We start from the raw sequence: 18709 nt of genomic DNA, 5'->3' as shown, positions 1-18709 counted from the left end.
GCCCTCTGCCGCCACTACCGCCCTATGCATGTTCTGCTTACCGAAGACAACTCGCTGATCGCCAGTGGCGTGCTCGCCGGCCTGCAAGCCCAGGGGTTCACCGTCGCCCATGCGGCCAGTGCGGCGGCGACGCAAAGCCTGTTGCAACACAGCCATTTCGACCTGCTGATTCTCGACCTCGGCCTGCCCGACGAAGACGGCCTGGCCTTGCTGCAACGCCTGCGCCGCGACGGCATGGCACTGCCGGTACTGATCCTCACCGCACGCGATGCCATCGCCGAACGGGTTGCTGGTCTGCAGGCCGGTGCCGACGACTACCTGACCAAACCCTTCGATCTGCGCGAGCTGGCTGCCCGCCTGCACGCCCTGCTGCGCCGCGCCGCAGGCCGGACCACGCACCTGATCGATCACGGGCCATTGCAGTACGACCCGACCACCTGTGCGGTGAGTCTTTGCGGCCAGCCCATCGATCTTTCGCGCCGCGAACAGGCGCTGCTGCAGGCGCTGCTGCAGAATCCGGGGCGCATCCTCAGCAGCGAACACCTCAAGGACTCGGTCTACGGCCTCGATGACGAAGTCGAGAGCAACGCCCTCAACGTGCATATCCATCACCTACGGCGAAAACTCGGCAACGGCATCGTCGAAACGGTGCGCGGCCTGGGCTATCGCCTCGGCCCTGCCGGGCATGAGGAGCAGCAGCCATGACCTTGCGTCTGCGCCTGACCCTCGGCCTTGGCGCCGCCTTCGTCCTGCTCTGGTCGCTGGCCGCGACCTGGATGCTCTATGACTTGCGCAACCAGCTGATGCAGTCGCTCGACGAACGCCTGGCCGCCTCCGCGCGCATGGTCGCGGGCTTGCTGGTGCAACTACCGCAGGCACGCACGGCCAATGATGGCGTGCCACATCTGAGCGCAGAACAGTTGGGCATTCCCAACGGTCTGGCCTGCCAGATCAGCTCGCTGCGCGGCGAGGTACTGGCGCGCAGCCATTCGACACCGGACGACCTGCTCGACGCGGGTCAGAAAGGTTTTCGTGACCAGATCATCGGTGATCGCCCCTGGCGCAGCTTCACCCTGATCCAGGGTGATCTGCGCATCACCACGGCCGATCGCCTGGATGAGCGCGCCACGCTGAAACGCTCGATTTTGCTGGCTGCGGCGCTGCCCGTCGTGGTCGCCCTGCTCGGTAGCCTGGCCTTGCTGTGGATAGGGCTCGGTCGCGGCCTGGCGCCACTGGAACGCATCCGCGCCGCACTCGCCGGGCGCAGCGCCAATACCAGCGAGCCGCTGCCCTTGACCGGTCTATCGGCAGAACTGGCGCCCCTGGTAGAAGCGCAGAACCAACTGTTCCAACGCATCGGCGATACCCTGGAGCGCGAACGCAGGTTGACCGACGACGCCGCACACGAACTGCGCAGCCCGCTGACGGCGGTGAAAACCCATCTGCAAGTGGCGGCAATGACCGAGGGCGACAACGCACGCACGGCCATCGCCATGGCCGAACAGGGCGCCGACCGCCTGCAACGCATCCTCGAACAGTTGCTGATGCTGGCACGGGTCGAGGGCAACCTGCCGTTCGATGAAGGCCTGCCCTGCCGGCCGTTGCAGATCGCCCGTCAGGCCATCGCCGATGCCACGCAGAAGACTGGTGCGCCCATCGAGCTGAGCTACGCCGACGATCTGCCCGAACGCTGTCTGGCGATGCCACCGGCCCTGGCCATCGCCGCATTGCGCAATCTGCTGGAAAACGCCCGCCGCCACACCAAAGCAGGAACCTCGGTGTCTCTGCACATAGCCCTTGATGGCCCGCATGGCGTGCTGTTCAAGGTACGCGATCAGGGACCGGGCATTACCCCTGAACGCCTGCAGCGTTTCACCGAGCGCTTCTGGCGCAGCGCCGACAGCGACGGTAGCGGCCTTGGTCTTTCCATCGTCAAGGCCATCGCTGAACGCTGCGGCTGCACCCTGCAGTTCATCGCCCATGGCGATGGCCTGGAAGTGCAACTGGGCGCAGCGCTACGCCGCGAAACACCCTAGGCCCTCACTTGCGCGGCTTGGCCCGCGCAGTGGGCTCGGCAATCAAGGGATCGTCCGGCCAGTAGTGCTTCGGATACCGGCCTTTCAAATCCTTCTTCACCTCGATATAGGTGTTGGCCCAGAAGCTGGCCAGATCCTGGGTCACCTGCACCGGGCGGCGCGCGGGCGAGAGCAGGTGCAGCTTGAGGCCGAGGCGACCACCTGCGATGCGCGGAGTCGCGGCCAGGCCGAAGAGTTCCTGCAGGCGCACGGCAAGTACCGGCGGGTGTTCCGTGTAGTCGATGGCGATGCGCGAGCCGGACGGCACGGCCAAGGTCCGTGGTGCCAGTTCGTCGAGGCGTTGCGGCAGCGGCCAGGGCAGCAAGGTCTGCAGAATCGATGGCAGGTCGAGATTAGCAAAGTGGCTGAGGCGATTGACCTTGCCCAGGAACGGCGTCAGCCACTGATCGAGGCAGGCCAGCAGCGCGGTATCGGACAAGTCTGGCCATTCGCTCTGCCCTTGCTGCTGAATGTCCAGCTCACGCAGCAAGGCCACGCGCGCCTGCCACTGGCGCAGCTCGGGCGTCCAGGGCAGCAGCTCCAGGCCCTTGCGTTTTACCAGGCCGACCAGGGCGCGACAGCGCGTCTCCTCGTCCAGTGCAGCCAGCGCCTGACGGTCCAGCACCAGCTCGCCGACCTTGCGCTGGCGCTCGGCGCGCAGCACGCCTTCGCGCTCATCCCAGTCGAGGATCTCCAGCGTCTGCACCTGCTCGGCCAACTCGCCCGCGAACAGCGCCGGATCGAGGTCAGTCGCCAGGTAGATACGCTCCTCGCGCTGGCCCTGGCGACTGCCGAGATCGGCCACCACCAGCCATTCATGCTTCATCAACGCATCGGCCTCGCCGAATTGCGCGGCGCGGCCATTGGCCAGGCGGTAATCGGCGCCACCGGCGCGGCGCTGTTGGGCGATGCGATCCGGGTAGGCGAAGGCCAGCAGGCAGCCGAGCCAGCACGGATGCTCGGGGTCGCTCACTGCCTGAGTCACCGGCCGATTCCTGACCAGCCCGTGAAACTGTTTCGCCAGTTGCCGTGCACGCTGCACGCCGCCTTGGGCCGAGCGTGCGACGCGGTTTTCGCCGCTGAGCAGGGTCAGGCGGCTGTGCAGATCAGCACCGCCACCGCGCAGAATATCGCGCTCGGACAGCAACGCTGCCAGGTCGCAGGCCAGCGCACCGAGGCCCAGCGCTTGGCCACGCAGCAGCAGATGGGCGATACGCGGGTGGCTGGGCAGCTCGGCCATGGCCTGGCCGTGGGCATTGAGGGCACCGCGCTCATCCAGCGCGCCAAGACGGCCGAGCAGATCCAGCGCCTGGGCGTAGGCGGCCGGCGGCGGTATATCGAGCCAGCTCAGCTCCTGCGGCGTTACGCCCCAGCGCAGCAGTTGTAGCGCCAGGCCGGCGAGGTCGGCCTGAAGGATTTCCGCGCTGGAATAGGCACTGAGTTGTTCGTGCTGCGCCTGCGACCACAAGCGGTAGCAGGCGCCCGGTTCCAGGCGCCCTGCTCGACCGGCACGCTGGGTAGCCGAAGCGCGGGAGATGCGCTGGGTGTCGAGGCGGGTCATACCGCTGGCCGGATCGAAGCGCGGCACCCGCGCCAGGCCGGCATCGATGACCACACGTACGCCGTCGATGGTCAGGCTGGTCTCGGCGATATTGGTGGCCAGTACCACCTTGCGCTTGCCCGCCGGTGCAGGCTCGATGGCTGCGCGCTGGGCCGACAGTTCCAGCTCGCCATGCAACGGGCAGAGCAGGATGTCGTCGCGTCCTGCCAGCACCTCGCCCAGTTGCTCGGCCACGCGACGGATCTCGGCCTGCCCGGGCAGGAACACCAGCAGGCTGCCGGGCTCGTCGGCCAGGGCCTGCTGCACCGTCTGCACGACGCGCGGTTCGACCCACTCGCCTGGCTGAAACGGTGCGCCCCAGCGGATATCCACCGGGAACATGCGCCCCTCGCTGCGCAGCACCGGCGCCTCGCCCAGCAACGCAGCCAGGCGCTCGCCTTCAAGGGTGGCGGACATCAGCAGCACCTTGAGTGGCGCCTCGCCGCTGTCTGCCGCGCGGAACATGGCGCGGCCATTGAGCGTCAGGGCCAGGGCCAAATCGGCGTCCAGACTGCGTTCGTGAAATTCATCGAAGATCACCAGGCCGACGCCCTCCAGCGCCGGATCATCCTGCAGGCGGCGCGCGAGAATCCCTTCGGTGACCACCTCGATGCGGGTGTTAGGCCCCACCTTGCTGTCCAGGCGGATGCGGTAGCCGACCGTTTCACCAACCCGCTCGCCCAGCTCGCTGGCCAGTCGCTCAGCCGCCGCGCTCGCCGCCAGCCGGCGTGGTTCGAGCATGAGTATCTTCTGCCCGGCCAGCCAAGGCGCATCCAGCAGTGCCAGCGGTACGCGGGTGGTCTTGCCGGCGCCGGGCGGCGCCTCCAGCACGACTTCGTGACGGGCGGACAAGGCATCGCGCAGGGCGGGCAGCAGGGCATCGATGGGCAGGGCGTTCATGGTTTCTCCACAGCAGGCCGGCGATTATAGGGCACTTCGGCCAAACACCCGCGCCGCGCCGGCCTTGTGCTACCTATCGATAGCGGCGAACCGCCAACGCGCGCGTCGGTCTGAGGAGAACCGGGATTGCCGGCGCGAAGAGAATTCATGGCGCAACCGAGCCGGCCCGATCAACGGTTTTGCAATGTCAAACTGCTATAGTTGCGCCACTTTTTTCTGGAGGTGCTCATGCGCACGAAATCCCGTTTCATCGCTGGCGTCGTCGCCGCCACTCTGCTCGCTCAACTCTCTGCCTGCGGCACGATCTTCTACCCGGATCGGCGTGGCCAGATCGAAGGCAAGATCGACCCGCTGATCGCTGCTGCGGATGCCATCGGCATCCTGTTCTTCGTCATTCCCGGCCTGATCGCCTTCGCCGTGGACTTCGCCACCGGCGCCATCTACCTGCCCGAAGGCCAGACCGCTCAGGTCGACCCGCAACAGCTCAAGCAACTGATCGGCAAAGACGGCAAGGTCGATCAATTGGCCCTCAAGCAACTGATCGAAACCCAGACTGGTCGCCACCTGCCCCTCGACGATCCGCGCCTGATCCAGCACAGCGGCAGCAGCCAACAACTGGCCGCCTACGGCCTGCGTCCGGCAGCCTGAGCCCATGCACAATCCACAGCATGCCAGGCTGATGCGCCTGGCCACCGGGGCCGCACTGACGGTGGCGCTGACCCTGGTACTGGCCAAGGCCATCGCCTGGTGGCTGAGCGGTTCGGTCAGCCTGCTGGCGGGCCTCACCGACTCGCTGCTCGACAGCGCCGCTTCGCTGATCAATCTGGTGGCCGTGCACTTCGCCCTGCGCCCGGCCGACGAGGATCACCGCTACGGCCATGGCAAGGCCGAGGCGCTGGCGGGGCTGGGCCAGGCGTTGTTCATCGGCGTCAGCGCCATTCTCATCGGCCTGCAGGGCGTCGAGCGCCTGCAATCGCCGCAACCACTGGAAGCCGAAGGGGCCGGCATCGCCGTGATGCTGCTGTCGCTGGTCCTGACCGTCGCCCTGTTGGCATTCCAGCGCAAGGTGGTGCGCGAAACCGGCTCCACCGCGATCCACGCCGACTCCCTGCACTACCGCTCCGACATCCTGCTCAACAGCAGCATTCTCGTCGCCCTGCTGCTGACCCGTTTCGGCTGGTTGCAGATGGATGCGATCTTCGCCATCGGCATCGCGCTCTACATCTTCTGGAGCGCCATCAGCATCGTTCGCGGCTCCGTAGCCGTGCTGATGGACGAAGAGCTGCCCAGCGAAACCACCCAGCACATGCATGACCTGGCCACCGCCGTGCCGGGTGTGCTGGGCGCCCATGACCTGCGCACGCGCATTTCCGGCACGCGCTGGTTCGTGCAACTGCACCTGGAATTGCCGGGCGCAATGAGCCTGTCCGACGCTCACGCGCACTGCGAAGCGGTAGAGAAGGCGATCCACGCGCACTACCCGCGCGCCGAGGTGCTGGTGCATGCCGACCCACAGGAAGTCGTCCAGCACTGAACGCAGCCGTGCCGTCGGCCACGCTACTCACTGAATCCCAGGCATAAAAAAGGGGCCTCGCGGCCCCCTCGGGAAATCTGTCCGGTGCTGGCGATGGTGTCGCCGCTTTCGTCGCCTGCCTGGTTGGGCAGTGCGGACCCGGGGGCCGGGCGATCCGGTGGGATCGTCGGCGCCGGCTCACCTGGTTGGGCGAGGCCGGTAGGACTTATCGTCCGGGCCGTGAAACTGAGAGAAAGCTTACGCCTGCCGCATCGAAAGAAGATTGCGAATATTGCTTACATATTTGCCGATTGCGCAATCAACCACCAAAGGAGCAATATTTAGCGCAATCAAATAAAGAGCCAGTTAAAAAATGGACAAACTCGACCGTTACGACCTGAACATTCTCGCCGAATTGCAGCGCAACGCTGCCCTGTCCAACCAGGAACTCGCCGAACGCATCGGCCTGTCACCCTCGCCCTGCTCGCGGCGGGTCAAACAACTGGAAGACGACGGCTACATCACCGGCCAGGTCGCCCTGCTCGATCGCAAGAAACTCGGCCTGAGCCTGACCGCCTACGTGCTGATCGGCATGGATCGGCATACGCCGGAACGCTTCGAGCACTTTCAGGACGAAATCCGCAAATGCCCGGAAGTGCTGGAATGCTGCCTGGTGACGGGGATGGACGCCGACTACCAGCTCAAGGTGGTGGTGCCGGACATGGATCATTACCAGAAGCTGCTGCTGGGCACGCTGACGCGCATTGACGGGGTGTCCAGCGTGCGCTCGAGCTTCGTGCTGCAGCAGATCCTGTCCAGCACGCAACTGCCGTTGCAGCACCTGCGCGGCTGATCGACGCAGGCGTGATCGGCTCTACTGCGAGCCTGAGCGCACAGGCGTACAATTGGCGCCCCGCGCTTTCCGTGAAGCGTTTCGACGCCCGCGTGAAAGCCCCTTCATCCGCCGCCAGGGGCTTATCCCTGGCGACAGCAGGTGCATGAGGCTGCAATGGAAACCGAACAATTCGAAGCCCTGATGATGTACGTCCTGGTGGGCGGGCTGATTCTGTTCATGTTCTTCATCATCTGGGACCTGGCCAAGAAGTCCAAGGCTGGTCGCCTGGGTACCGCCATCCTGTTCCTGGGCCTCGGGCTGTGCCTGTTCGCCTTCCTGGCCAAGCCCATCATCACCTACATCATCGAGGTCACGCGCGGCATTCACGGCTGACCCCGCCGCTTCGTCACCCCCTGTGGTTTCAAGGAGAGCCAATGACCGCCGCCGATCGCGTGATGCAGAGCTATGGACGCTGCTGCGCCAGCCCTCTGTTCTTCGCTGATTTCTACCGCCATTTCCTCGCCAGCTCACCGCTGATCCGCGAGAAATTCGTCGACACCGACATGGACGCGCAGAAGCAGTTGCTGCGCCAGGGCATCATGAACCTGGTGATGCACGCCCGTGGCATGTCCGACAGCAAGCTGCGCGCCCTGGGTGAATCGCACTCGCGCCAGCGTCTGGACATCCGCCCCGAACTCTACGACCTGTGGCTCGACGCGCTGCTGCTGACCATCAGCGAGCACGACAAGGAATGCAACGCGGATGTGCGTCAGGCCTGGCGTGAAGTGCTGAACAAAGGTATCGCCGTGATCAAGGCCGGTTATTGACTCAGGTCATGGTCGCCAAGGCCGCCCCTGCGACAAAACGCCTGAGAACCTGTTCACGATCTGCTGCGCGTCGGCCATGCTGCGTTGAAACCAGCCTCAAAATGCTCATTTACAACTCGTAAACTGCGCTTTTTCGCCTGGTTTCGCCTTGCCTGGCTCTAGCTCGCGAGATCGTGAACAGGTTCTGAGTTCAATCCAGCCTGGCCGGTAACTCGCGCCACTGCCCCGGTTGCAAGCCATCGAGCCGCCAAGGACCAATCGCCACACGCACCAGACGCAGCGTGGGCAAGCCGACGGCGGCCGTCATGCGCCGCACCTGACGGTTGCGCCCCTCGCGGATCACCAGCTCCAGCCAGGCCGTTGGCACGCTCTTGCGAAAGCGCACCGGCGGATTGCGCTCCCACAACTCGGGCTCAGCCAACAAACGCGCTTCGGCCGGCAGGGTCGGGCCGTCATTGAGCGTCACGCCCTCGCGCAATTGCTGCAACTGCGCCTCGCTCGGCTCACCCTCCACCTGCACCCAGTAGGTCTTCGGCAACTTGTGCTTGGGATCGGCGATACGCGCCTGCAGGCGGCCATCGTTGGTCAGCAGCAACAAGCCCTCGCTGTCACGATCCAGACGTCCGGCCGGGTAGACGCCGGGCACATCGACGAAGTCCTTCAAGGTGGCGCGGCCCTGCTCGTCATTGAACTGAGTAAGCACGTCGAATGGCTTGTTCAGCAGCAACAGACGCGGCTGCGCAGGTGGCGCCTTGGCCACGCGGCGGGGAGCGGCAGGACGGCGATTGACAGGGGGACGAGGGCGGGACATGCAACGGGCTTCGCGGCAACCGGGCTGCGCAGTGTAACCCACGATAAGCCGCATTGATGGTGCTTCCCTGATTCGCCACGGCAGCTAAGCTGCTGATTCACCCCTGCGATCCGGAGCTACCGATGAGCAACAACGCCGAACTCGCCACCTTCACCGGCTGGGCCGCCACCACGCCCAAGGCGCCATTGGAACGCCTGAGCTACGACCCAGGCCCGCTCGGCGCCGAAGAAGTGGAAGTGGCGGTGGAATATTGCGGCATCTGCCACTCCGACCAGTCGATGATCGACAACGAATGGGGCAACGCCCGCTACCCCTTCATCCCCGGCCATGAAGTGGTCGGCACCATCGTCCGCCTCGGCGAGCAGGCGCGCGGCCTCAAGCTCGGCCAACGGGTCGGCATCGGCTGGTACAAGGGCAGTTGCATGCATTGCGGCTCGTGCATGGAGGGTTCGCACCAGCTGTGCCGCTCGGTGAAGCCGACCATCGTCGGCAGCCACGGCGGCTTCGCCGACCGCCTGCGCTCGCACTGGGCCTGGGCCGTGCCGCTGCCGGAAGGCCTCGACCCGGCCCTGGTCGGCCCGCTGTTCTGCGCTGGCTCCACGGTATTCAGCCCGCTGCTGGAGTTCGACATCAAGCCCACCGACCGCGTCGGCGTGGTCGGCATCGGCGGCCTTGGCCACCTGGCACTGCGTTTTCTCAATGCCTGGGGCTGCGAGGTAACCGCCTTCACCTCGTCGCTGAACAAGCAGGACGAAGCCAAGCGCCTGGGTGCGCACAAGGTGGTGGCCTCCACCGACAGCGCGGCGATGAAGGCGATTGCCGGCACCCTGGATTTCCTCCTGGTCACCGCCAGCGCCGACCTCGACTGGCCAGCGCTGATCGGTACCCTGCGCGGCAAGGGCCGCCTGCACTTCGTCGGCATCGTGCCCAGCGCCATTCCGGTGCATGTGTTCAACCTGATCCCGCAGCAGAAGAGCCTGTCCGGCTCACCGGTCGGCTCGCCGAAAAACATGGCGACCATGCTCGAGTTCTGCGCGCGGCACCAGATCCTGCCGCAGGTCGAGCACTTCCCCATGAGCCAGGTGAACGCGGCCATCGACCATCTGCGCAGCGGCAAGGCGCGTTATCGCGTAGTGCTCGACGCCAGCAAATGACAGCACGGGCGCAGCGCTGGCATGCTCTGCGCCCTGCTTGATCTTTCGATGCCTACTGCCATGCCGCTGACTCTCGACACACCCACCGCCGCCGAACTGCCCACCCTGGTGGAAATCTGGGAGGCCGCCGTGCGCGCCACCCACCATTTCCTGCCGGAAAGCGACCTGCAGGTGATCAAGCCCTTGCTCTGCAGGCAGTATTTCCCCGCCGTGCAACTGACCTGCGCGCGGGACGAGTCGGGGCGGATACTGGGCTTTCTCGGCACAAGCGAAGGCATGGTGGAAATGCTCTTCGTCGACCCGGCCTGCCACGGTCAAGGTGTGGGCAAGCAGTTGATGCTTCACGCCATCGACGAGCTGGGCGCTACCCGCGTCGACGTCAACGAGCAAAACCCGCAGGCCTTGGGCTTCTACCAGCATCTGGGGTTCGTCGTGACCGATCGCTCGCGCCTGGACGGCGGCGGGCGCCCCTTCCCTATCCTGCATATGCAACTCGCAGGGGCGTAGGGCGGGCTCAGGAGCGCCAGCGAACAGCCCGCAGGCCCATGCGAGCGCAGACAACGCAAACGAGCCCAAAACGCTCTCGGCGACTCATTGCCAGATTCAAACCTGCCACCACGGCGGCGTACTGCTGCGCGAACGGATCGCCGCCCGGTACGCCCTACCACGCTAAACAGGCCAAGCCGCCACGATCCCTTCCAATGCCTGCTTGAGCTCGACCCGGCTGGCTGCTGCCGCGAGGCTGACACGCACGGCGTGCCCCGGATTGGCCTCGACCGCAAACACCTCTGCCGGCACCACCTCCACACCGTTCTGCCGGCACGCCTCAGCCAGACCAACCGGCACCGCACCATCCAGCCACAGATGCGGTGCCACCGCCCGGCCCTGCGGCATACGTGATCCGAGCACACGTGCGGCCAGGCGCCAGCGCTTCTGCAGTTCGTCGATTTGCCAGGCCAAGCGCTGTTCGGCGATGCCGCTTTCGATCCATTCACAGCCCAGCGCCAGGCTCAGCGGCGTCACCGCCCAACGGGTTGCCTGGGCCTCGGGATCGATACGCTCGAGCAGCTCGGATGCACCGGCGATAAAGCCCAGGCGCAGGCCGGGTGCAACGCTCTTGGACAGGCTGCTGATCAGCAGGCAATGCTCGGGAAGCTGCACGGCCAACGGCGCCTCGCTGCCGAGCACGCCGTAGACATCGTCCTCGATAATCCACAAGCCACGACGCCGCGCCACCTCGGCGATGGCAGCACGGCGCTCGGCATCGAGGCTGGCGCCGGTGGGGTTTTGCAAACAGGGCGTAAGCACTGCCACACGGGCGCCAGTGGCGCGGGCCTGACGGTCGAGGTCATCTGGCAGGATGCCGTGCTCATCCATCGCCACGCCGTGCAGCGGCAGACGTAACTGGCGTGCAGCGGCCTTGATCCCCGGCGCGGTGTAGCGCTCCACCAGGATCGGCTCGCCCGCTTCGCACAGCGCCAGCAGCGCCGCCGAAACACCCTGCTGGGCGCCGGCGCAAAGCAGCAGGCCACCCGGCGCCAGCTCCAGTCCGCGTCGGCGCAACCAGCTCGCGCCCGCCAGGTGCGCACGCTCGACCAGTGCCGCCGATGGGTAAGCCTGCAACGCGTCCAGCTCGCCGCGCGCCGCCAGGGCAGCGAGGCTGGCGGAGAGGTCGCGGTTGTCCGGGTCATGCACCGGCACGTTGGTCGACAGGTCGATCAGCTCGCCCTGCGCGGCCGGTTGCTTGAGGCGGAACAGGCTCGCCTCACGGCTGCCGGCGAGCACGTAGGTGCCACGCCCCACTTCGCCGGACACCAGATGCCGCCGCGCCGCCTCACGGTAGGCGAGCATCACCGTGCTCGGGTTGATGCCCAGCGTCCAGGCCAGCCGGCGCTGCGGCGGCAGGCGTTCGCCAGGCTTGAGTTCGCCCCGACCGATAGCCGCAGCGATGGCCTCGACCAACGCCAGGTAAGTCGGCAGGGCGCTGTCTTGCAGATCAGGAAGCCACATTGTTTGCCATGCAATATAAATATTTACCCATACAATGCGCCGCACTAGCATCGAGGTCAACGCCACCCGGAGCATTCGCCATGTTCGACCTCACCCAACTGCGCCAGAGCGCGGCACTGGTTCACCGCCACATGGCGCCCACGCCACAACTGAGCTGGCCGCTGCTGGCGCAGCGCACGGGCTGCGAGGTCTGGGTCAAGCACGAGAACCACGCTCCAACCGCGGCCTTCAAGGTGCGCGGCGGGCTGGTCTATATCGACGCCCTGCTGCGCCGCGAGCCGCAGGTGCGCGGGCTGGTCACCGCCACCCGTGGCAATCACGGCCAGAGTCTGGCGCTGGCCGCGCGTCAAGCGGGCCTGGCGATTCGGATTCTGGTGCCGCACGGCAACGCCCGCGAGAAGAACGCGGCGATGCGCGCCCTCGGCGCCGAGGTGATCGAACATGGCCGCGACTTCGACGAGGCCCGCGCAGAAGCGGCACGCTTGGCCGAGCGCGACAACCTGCACTGGGTACCGTCACTGCATGAGGATCTGGTGCGCGGCGTGGCCACCTACGCCCTGGAGCTGCTGGAAGCGGTGCCGAATCTGCGCCGGGTCTATGTGCCCATCGGCCTTGGTTCGGGCATCTGCGGGATGATCCGTACCCGCGACCTGCTTGGTCTCGACACCGAGATCATCGGCGTAGTCGCCAGCGGTGCCGACGCCTATGCACGCAGCTTCGAGCAGGGTTGCCTGGTGCAGACCGAACGTGCCGACACCCTGGCCGACGGCATGGCCTGCCGCCAGCCGCAGCAACTGACACTGGACATGCTCAGCGCCGGCGCTGCACGCATCGTACGAGTCAACGACGAGGAAATTCGCGCCGCCATCCGCGCCTACCACGAAGACACCCACAACCTCGCCGAAGGTGCCGGCGCTGCCGCACTGGCGGCTCTGATGCAGGAGCGCGAACTCAATGCCGGGCAGCGCTTGGCCGTGGTACTCAGCGGCGCCAATATCGACCGCGCAGCGCTGGCCGAGCTGCTGCGTGACGAGGCGCCGGTGGCCGCCTGAACTCAAACCGTGGCGAGCGGCTCGGCAGGCTGACGAGCGGGTGCCTGCCGTAACCAACGCGCCAGGCCCCACTCGGCCGAGATCAGTACCAGCAACAGAGCGAGCTGAATCAGCAGGGCAATATAGAACGGCTTGAACACATGGCCGACCTGCTTCTTGAACAACCCGAGAAGAAACTCGGCCTGGAACAGCTGCTCGATACGGGCATCCAGTACCTGAGTCAGCACCTTCTCGTGGAGCCCGCTGTAACGGGCGGTTTTCTCTACCGCCATCTCGCCAATCGCCTTGCCTAGCAGGCTGGCGCGCAGACGGTCGAACAGGTCGAAGGCAATGCGCTCGGCAGTCGAGGCATCGGCACGGGCCTCGGCCTCCAGCAGCCGTTCGCTGCGCAGGTAGTCCAGCGCCAACTGGTTGAGCACCTCCTGCACGCTGGCATCGCGCACCGCCAGGGCGCCCTGTTGGCCCTGTGCCTCGACATAAGCCTGGAAATCACTCCAGACGCCATCAGCAAGCTCCTGCACCACGGGGGCGTAGCTGTCGAGATGGCGATTGATCTGCTGCTGGCTGCCATACAGCAATCCGCCCTGGAAACCGAGAAACCCTCCGGCCAGCGGCAACAGCAGAAAGTAGAGTTTGAGCAGCCAATGGTGCCAGCGGTTATTGCGCGCCAGCCAGCCCAATCGGTGCAGCTTTAGCGCCAGCAACAGACCCGCAACCGCACCAAGCGACAGGGCCAGGCCGGTGTAGAGGAAAAGACTGAAGAAGCTGCAGGGTTCCCACAGCGCCGTGAGCAGCAGACGTGCCTGTTCCATGTGTATCGCCTCGTTCGTCCATGATGCAGGCGAGTCTAAAGCAGAGCGCGGGCAAGCGCCGCCAGGGCGTGGCCAGACTGTGCGTCAGGCCACGCCCTGCTTATCAACGGAACGGCGGCTCGTCGAAGCTACGCAGCTTGCGCGAGTGCAGCGAGTCGAGCTGGCTGCGCATCAGCTCTAGGGCGGCGATGCCGATATGCAGGTGCTGGGTCACCGCGCGCTCGTAGAAGGCGCCCGCCGCACCGGGCAGCTTGATCTCGCTGTGCAGGGGTTTGTCGGACACGCACAGCAGCGTGCCGTAGGGCACCCGCAGGCGATAGCCTTGCGCAGCAATGGTGCCGCTTTCCATGTCCACCGCCACCGCGCGCGACAGGTTGATCAGCGGGCGTTCCTGGGCCCAGCGCAGTTCCCAGTTGCGATCGTCATAGGTCAGTACGGTGCCGGTGCGCAGGCGCTTCTTCAGCTCATCGCCCTGCTCGCCCGTCACCTGCTTGGCCGCCTCCTGCAGCGCCTGCTGCACTTCGGCCAGCGCCGGCAGCGGGATGTGCGGTGGCAGCACGCGGTCGAGGATGCCGTCGCGGCGCATGTAGGCGTGGGCCAGCACGTAATCGCCGATGGTCTGCGACTGACGCAGGCCGCCACAGTGGCCGATCATCAACCAGCAGTGCGGGCGCAGCACGGCCAGGTGGTCAGTGATGTTCTTGGCGTTGGACGGGCCGACGCCGATGTTCACCAGCGTCACGCCATGGCCATCTTCGGCCTGCAGGTGGTAGGCCGGCATCTGGTAGCGGTGCCAGACCACGTTCTCGATGATCGCCTGCATCTCGCCTTCGTTCATGCCGCGCTCGATCACCACATTGCCGGGCAGCACCATGCGGGTGAAACGCGAGTCGCCCACCAGCATATCCAGGCCATGGCGGATGAACTGGTCGACGTAACGGTGGTAGTTGGTCAGCAGAATCCAGGGCTGCACATGGCGCCAGTCGCTGCCGGTGTAGTGCTGGATGCGCTTGAGCGAGAAGTCGGTACGCGCCGCGTCGAACAGCGCCAGCGGCAGCGGGTCGATGTTCTCCCAGTCGTACAGGCCATCGGCGGTGCCATCGGTGGCGGCGGACAGGTCGGTGCTGGGGAACACCCGCGCCAGCTCGGCGGCAGTCACGCCACTGCCGGCCAGCTCATCGCCGCCCTCAACCACGTAAGGGTAGGGAATGTTCTGCTGGCTGCGGCCGACCTCCACCCGCACGGTAAAGTCGTTCATCAATGGGCGCAGCTGCTCCAGCAGGTATTTGCGGAAGGCCGCCGGCTGGGTCACGGTGATCGCGTAGGTGCCTGGGATCTGCACCTTGGCGTAGGCGCGCACGGTGGTCGGCACCTCGCCCTGGCACAGGTAGGTCAGGCGCAGTTCGGGGTAGCGGAACAGGCAGTGCTCGCTGGCATCCGGGCGGATGCGCTCCTTGAGGTAACGCTTGAGCGCGTGGCTCAGGGCACCGGTGGCTTCCTGGTGCAGCGCAGCAAGGCGGTCGACCGCCTCTTCAGGGGTATGGGCAACGATGAAATCATCGGAACAGGCTTTCACAGGCGTCTTCCTGGCTGAACGAACGCCCCTATCTTGCCTGTAACCTCATGGCAAAACATAGCGCGGCGACCGAACCAGTGGCCGCCGCACTTTGCATCAGACGGCTGCCTGATGCAGTCGCACGTTGAACAGCGGGCCTCGGCTGAAACGCGCCAGCGCCTTGGCACCAGCCAGCCCCCCCAGGTCGATCAGCGGCTCGACCAGAATCACGCTCATATAAGCCAGGCCGAAGCTGCCCACCGCGGCCAGGTTATCGCTGGTAAAGCCATGGCCGTAGAAGGCCCAGAAGCCGACCCAGGCAACAATGCCGCCCTGATAGGCGGTCGACAGCGCCAGCGCCTGCTTGTAGGACAGGTCGACGTAGGCGGTACCGGGCGCAACGATACGTTTGGCCAGCACACTGATGGCCCACAGCGGCACCAGCAACGTGGTGACGTTCATGCCGTACTGCGGCAGGTCGAATGGGGCGAACAACAGCCCTTGCAGCAGCAGGCCAGCGGCCAGACCGACGGCCGTGGCACCGGCGCCGAACAGCAGGAGCAAGGTGGAGCCGAGGATCAGGTGCACCTCGGAAACGCCAACCGCATGGTGCGGCAATACCTCGAAGAAGCAGAACACCAGCGCCGTGGTCAGCAGGCTGCGCAGCGCCAGGGCGGTCGCCCCGCCGTTGTCGCGGATGGCATCGCGCGCCAGTTTGGCGGTCAGCCCGAAGGCACCGACTGCGGTTGCGTAGCTGAGGAAGATCTTGGCGCCTTCGACGACACCGGGTTCGATATGCATGCAAGTTCCTTGGCCGCGCCCACCGCGCGACGAGTTGGAGGATCGATGGATTCGATGGCAGGTCTCCTGGCTCACGGCTTGGCACTTCGCCCGCCTTCCCGACCGGAGTCAGTGGCATGAGGGCATCGTTCGCCGCTTACAGTTGCGGGGGCAGCCAGGGCATTGGCGAGACTCGCCGCACCCTGTTCCCTTTTCATCCGCGTCACGTACGTGCACGCAGAACCATCGGCCGCCAGATTACTCGCCTACTGGGCTAAAAAACAGCGCGCCGGGCTGGCACGCTTGACTCATCCCTGTTGGCGCGGGGAGCACGTTTAGTACGACCAACTATCCCAAAGGGAAAAATCAGCCGCTAAAAATCCACCAACTGTTCCTTGTTAAAGATCGCTCAAGAATCAAAGCAGATTCGGCGTGCTACGCGCCAGCAACGCCTCGACGTCGACACCTCGCGGCAGAGTGCCGTAGACCCGTCCACGGCCTTCCAGGCGGCTGGCGATAAAGGCATCGGAGACGGTGGCGTTGCCTGCCTCCAGCAGCAGCTTGGCCTGCAGGGCCACGGCCATATCTTCGGTGAGTTGGCGGGCGCGGTACTGGATATCGGCGGTATCGGCAAAATCGGCTTTAAGGCGCTGGATATGCGCCTTGAGGCGGGCATCGCCGTGGCCATCGCCCAACTCATCGAACAGTGCATCGAGAACGCCCGGCTCCTTGGACAGAGCACGCAGCACGTCCAGGCATTGCACGTTGCCGGAGCCTTCCCAGATCGAGTTGACCGGCGCCTCGCGGTACAGGCGCGGCAGGATGGTTTCCTCGACGTAACCGGCACCGCCCATGCACTCGCTGGCCTCGTAGATCATTTCCGGGGCGCGCTTGCAGATCCAGTATTTGCCCACGGCGGTGACCAGGCGGGCGAACTTGTCTTCCTGCGCATCATGCTGGTGATCGAGCGCGCGGCCCATGCGCATGCAAAGCGCCAGCGCGGCTTCGCTCTCCAGCGCCAGGTCGGCGAGCACGTTCTGCATCAGTGGCTGGTCGGCGAGCCGCTTGCCGCCCACCTGACGGTGCGCGCAGTGGTGCGCGGCCTGGGTCAGGGCCTGGCGCATCAGGCTGCTGGAGCCGACCATGCAGTCGAAGCGGGTCATGGCCACCATCTCGATGATGGTCGGCACGCCGCGCCCTTCCTCGCCGAGCATCCAGGCAAAGGCGCCACGGTATTCCACCTCGCTGGAGGCGTTGGCCCAGTTGCCCAGCTTGTTCTTCAGGCGCTGGATGTAGAACTGGTTGCGCGTGCCGTCCGGACGATGACGCGGCAGCAGAAAGCACGACAGGCCCTTGTCGGTGTAGGCCAGGGTGAGGAAGGCGTCGCACATCGGCGCCGAGCAGAACCATTTGTGGCCGACCAGCTCGTAGCCCTGCCCCGGCCCGCCAAGACCGATGGCGTAGGCGCGGGTGGTGTTGGCACGCACGTCGGTGCCGCCCTGCTTCTCGGTCATGGCCATGCCGATGGTGACGCCGGTTTTCTGCTCCATCGGCAGGTTGCTCGGATCGTACTCGGTGGACAGGATCTTCGGCAGCCACTGTTCGGCCACGTTGGGCTGCAGACGAATGGCCGGCACGGCGGCAAAGGTCATGGTCAGCGGGCAGCCACTGGCGGCCTCGGCCTGGCTGTGCAGGTAGGTCAGGCCGGCACGGGCGACATGCGCGCCGGCACGCGGATCGGCCCAGGGCAACGAAGGCAGACCATGCTCGACCGCCGTGCGCATCAGTTCGTGATAGGCCGGATGGAACTCCACCAGGTCGATGCGGTTACCGTAGCGATCATGACTCTTGAACACCGGTTTGTTCTCGTTAGCGAGAAAGCCGGCCTGCATCAGCGTGCCACCGGCCAATGCGCCGTAGGCACTCAGGCGCTCGTCGGCCCAGGCCCCGTCATAACGACGAGTCCACTCCTGCAATGGCAGGTCGAGCCGATAGAGGTTAGCGCCGTCCAGGCTCGGCACCTGGTTGAACACATCATGAGTTTCGGCGTGCAGGCTGGGTTTCATCGCGTGGAGTCCTCGGCGCCGACGGCGCGCAGGCAGAAGGTGGCAAGGCTGGCACTGACCTGATCCAGAGTGAGGCCGACATGTCCGGCTTCGCGCGCCGCCCGGGCGGGTGGCGACAGCGGCCCGATCAAGGCTTCGGCGATGGCGCCGACCAGGCAGGCGGCGGTGAGGCCGAGTTGCTCGATGCGAAACTCGCCAGCACGAACGCCCTCGCCGAGCAGATCGACGAACAGTTCGGCATAGGCTTCGCGATAGAGCAGGCGCTGCTCGTCGACTTCCGGGTCGACCGGTTCGGCAATCAGGGCAAAGCCCAGACGACGGCTTTGCCAGGCCCGCGCCGCGAACTGCTCGAGCCCCAGGCGCAAGCGCTCGGCCGCGCTACCGGGACCACGCAGTGCGACGGCCAAGGCGTCGACCTCACGCTGGCTGGCCGTGGCGAACACCTCCGCTGCCAGTTCGCCCTTGCTGCGAAAGTGGCGGTACAGACTGCCGGTGGCGATGCCGACATCGCCGGCCAGCGCCTGCATGGTGAGGGCCGCGAAACCGCCCTCGACCACGCGCTTCAGGGCGCAATCGAGGATACGCTGGCGCAACGCCTGATCGCGGTCGATGCGCGCTTCACTGGTGTGATAGGCCATGGTCTGAATCCTGATTCATTCGCACCCAGTGAATCAGGATTCAGACCTTGGCTAAAGCGACGATCCGGCCAAACCTGCCGC

General features: G+C 65.7%; 18 protein-coding genes and 1 riboswitch. Of the genes, 10 read left to right on the top strand and 8 right to left on the bottom strand.

The window, feature by feature from the left end; translation table 11 throughout:
* Positions 1-24 precede the first annotated feature (24 nt).
* Together ACODS1_RS12225 and ACODS1_RS12220 are read left to right on the top strand one after the other, a co-directional pair.
* Positions 25-705 carry a response regulator gene (locus tag ACODS1_RS12225; RefSeq protein ID WP_489085853.1) on the top strand — a complete coding sequence of 227 codons (681 nt, stop codon included), beginning with the start codon at positions 25-27 and terminating at the stop codon, positions 703-705.
* Positions 702-2036 carry a sensor histidine kinase gene (locus tag ACODS1_RS12220; RefSeq protein ID WP_489085852.1) on the top strand — a complete coding sequence of 445 codons (1335 nt, stop codon included), beginning with the start codon at positions 702-704 and terminating at the stop codon, positions 2034-2036. Before ACODS1_RS12225 ends, ACODS1_RS12220 begins: the two co-directional genes overlap by 4 nt.
* A gap of 4 nt (positions 2037-2040) precedes the next feature.
* On the opposite strand, the gene hrpB is transcribed toward ACODS1_RS12220, so the two are convergent.
* The gene (hrpB, locus tag ACODS1_RS12215; RefSeq protein WP_489085851.1) at positions 2041-4575 is read right to left on the bottom strand and encodes an ATP-dependent helicase HrpB; all 2535 of its coding nucleotides are present in this window, start codon (positions 4573-4575) and stop codon (positions 2041-2043) included.
* Positions 4576-4803: 228 nt separating this feature from the next.
* On the opposite strand from hrpB, the gene ACODS1_RS12210 reads away from it, so the two are divergent.
* The 5 genes from ACODS1_RS12210 to ACODS1_RS12190 all read left to right on the top strand — a co-directional run bounded on the left by ACODS1_RS12210 (position 4804) and on the right by ACODS1_RS12190 (position 7750).
* Positions 4804-5223 (top strand): polyribonucleotide nucleotidyltransferase, encoded by a 420-nt coding sequence (locus ACODS1_RS12210; RefSeq protein WP_322980592.1) that lies wholly within the window; start codon positions 4804-4806, stop codon positions 5221-5223.
* A 4-nt stretch (positions 5224-5227) separates the two neighbouring features.
* Positions 5228-6109, top strand: coding sequence for a cation diffusion facilitator family transporter (locus ACODS1_RS12205; RefSeq protein ID WP_489085850.1), 882 nt, complete (start codon positions 5228-5230; stop codon positions 6107-6109).
* Positions 6110-6461: 352 nt separating this feature from the next.
* Positions 6462-6941 (top strand): Lrp/AsnC family transcriptional regulator, encoded by a 480-nt coding sequence (locus ACODS1_RS12200; protein WP_322980594.1) that lies wholly within the window; start codon positions 6462-6464, stop codon positions 6939-6941.
* A 156-nt stretch (positions 6942-7097) separates the two neighbouring features.
* Positions 7098-7316: a DUF2788 domain-containing protein gene (locus ACODS1_RS12195; RefSeq protein ID WP_268179077.1), complete on the top strand. Its 219-nt coding sequence runs from the start codon at positions 7098-7100 to the stop codon at positions 7314-7316.
* 41 nt (positions 7317-7357) lie between these two features.
* Positions 7358-7750: a globin gene (locus ACODS1_RS12190; protein ID WP_489085849.1), complete on the top strand. Its 393-nt coding sequence runs from the start codon at positions 7358-7360 to the stop codon at positions 7748-7750.
* A gap of 190 nt (positions 7751-7940) precedes the next feature.
* Here ACODS1_RS12190 and ACODS1_RS12185 read toward each other — a convergent pair whose 3' ends face one another.
* A complete protein-coding gene (locus tag ACODS1_RS12185) occupies positions 7941-8510 on the bottom strand; it encodes a pseudouridine synthase (RefSeq protein ID WP_489085877.1) in 570 nt (189 codons plus the stop codon).
* 173 nt (positions 8511-8683) lie between these two features.
* Here ACODS1_RS12185 and ahr point away from each other — a divergent pair, with 173 nt between their 5' ends.
* Positions 8684-9715: an NADPH-dependent aldehyde reductase Ahr gene (gene ahr, locus ACODS1_RS12180; protein WP_489085848.1), complete on the top strand. Its 1032-nt coding sequence runs from the start codon at positions 8684-8686 to the stop codon at positions 9713-9715.
* Between the two features lie 60 nt (positions 9716-9775).
* The gene (locus tag ACODS1_RS12175) at positions 9776-10222 is read left to right on the top strand and encodes an acetyltransferase (protein WP_489085876.1); all 447 of its coding nucleotides are present in this window, start codon (positions 9776-9778) and stop codon (positions 10220-10222) included.
* A gap of 162 nt (positions 10223-10384) precedes the next feature.
* Here the strand turns inward: ACODS1_RS12175 and ACODS1_RS12170 are convergent, their stop codons facing one another.
* The gene (locus tag ACODS1_RS12170; protein WP_489085847.1) at positions 10385-11725 is read right to left on the bottom strand and encodes an aminotransferase-like domain-containing protein; all 1341 of its coding nucleotides are present in this window, start codon (positions 11723-11725) and stop codon (positions 10385-10387) included.
* 80 nt (positions 11726-11805) lie between these two features.
* Here ACODS1_RS12170 and ACODS1_RS12165 point away from each other — a divergent pair, with 80 nt between their 5' ends.
* Positions 11806-12777 carry a threonine dehydratase gene (locus ACODS1_RS12165; protein WP_489085846.1) on the top strand — a complete coding sequence of 324 codons (972 nt, stop codon included), beginning with the start codon at positions 11806-11808 and terminating at the stop codon, positions 12775-12777.
* A 2-nt stretch (positions 12778-12779) separates the two neighbouring features.
* Here the strand turns inward: ACODS1_RS12165 and ACODS1_RS12160 are convergent, their stop codons facing one another.
* The 5 genes from ACODS1_RS12160 to ACODS1_RS12140 form a co-directional block, all read right to left on the bottom strand.
* On the bottom strand, positions 12780-13589 hold the full coding sequence (locus ACODS1_RS12160; RefSeq protein WP_489085845.1) for a hypothetical protein: 810 nt from the start codon (positions 13587-13589) through the stop codon (positions 12780-12782).
* A 103-nt stretch (positions 13590-13692) separates the two neighbouring features.
* The gene (gene amn / locus ACODS1_RS12155) at positions 13693-15165 is read right to left on the bottom strand and encodes an AMP nucleosidase (protein ID WP_489085844.1); all 1473 of its coding nucleotides are present in this window, start codon (positions 15163-15165) and stop codon (positions 13693-13695) included.
* Between the two features lie 96 nt (positions 15166-15261).
* On the bottom strand, positions 15262-15945 hold the full coding sequence (locus ACODS1_RS12150) for an energy-coupling factor ABC transporter permease (RefSeq protein ID WP_489085843.1): 684 nt from the start codon (positions 15943-15945) through the stop codon (positions 15262-15264).
* Positions 15946-15984: 39 nt separating this feature from the next.
* Positions 15985-16187, bottom strand: a riboswitch (cobalamin riboswitch).
* Between the two features lie 153 nt (positions 16188-16340).
* Positions 16341-17990, bottom strand: coding sequence for an acyl-CoA dehydrogenase family protein (locus ACODS1_RS12145; protein ID WP_489085842.1), 1650 nt, complete (start codon positions 17988-17990; stop codon positions 16341-16343).
* Entirely contained in the window at positions 17987-18628 is a 642-nt protein-coding gene (locus ACODS1_RS12140; RefSeq protein ID WP_489085841.1) for a TetR/AcrR family transcriptional regulator, read from the bottom strand. The genes ACODS1_RS12145 and ACODS1_RS12140 overlap by 4 nt, the downstream gene beginning before the upstream one ends.
* Between the last annotated feature and the right edge of the window lie 81 nt (positions 18629-18709).

It is taken from the genome of Pseudomonas sp. FG29, assembly GCF_057809355.1.
Note: the sequence above shows the minus strand (reverse complement) of the source record. Positions and strands in the feature narration are given on the sequence as shown.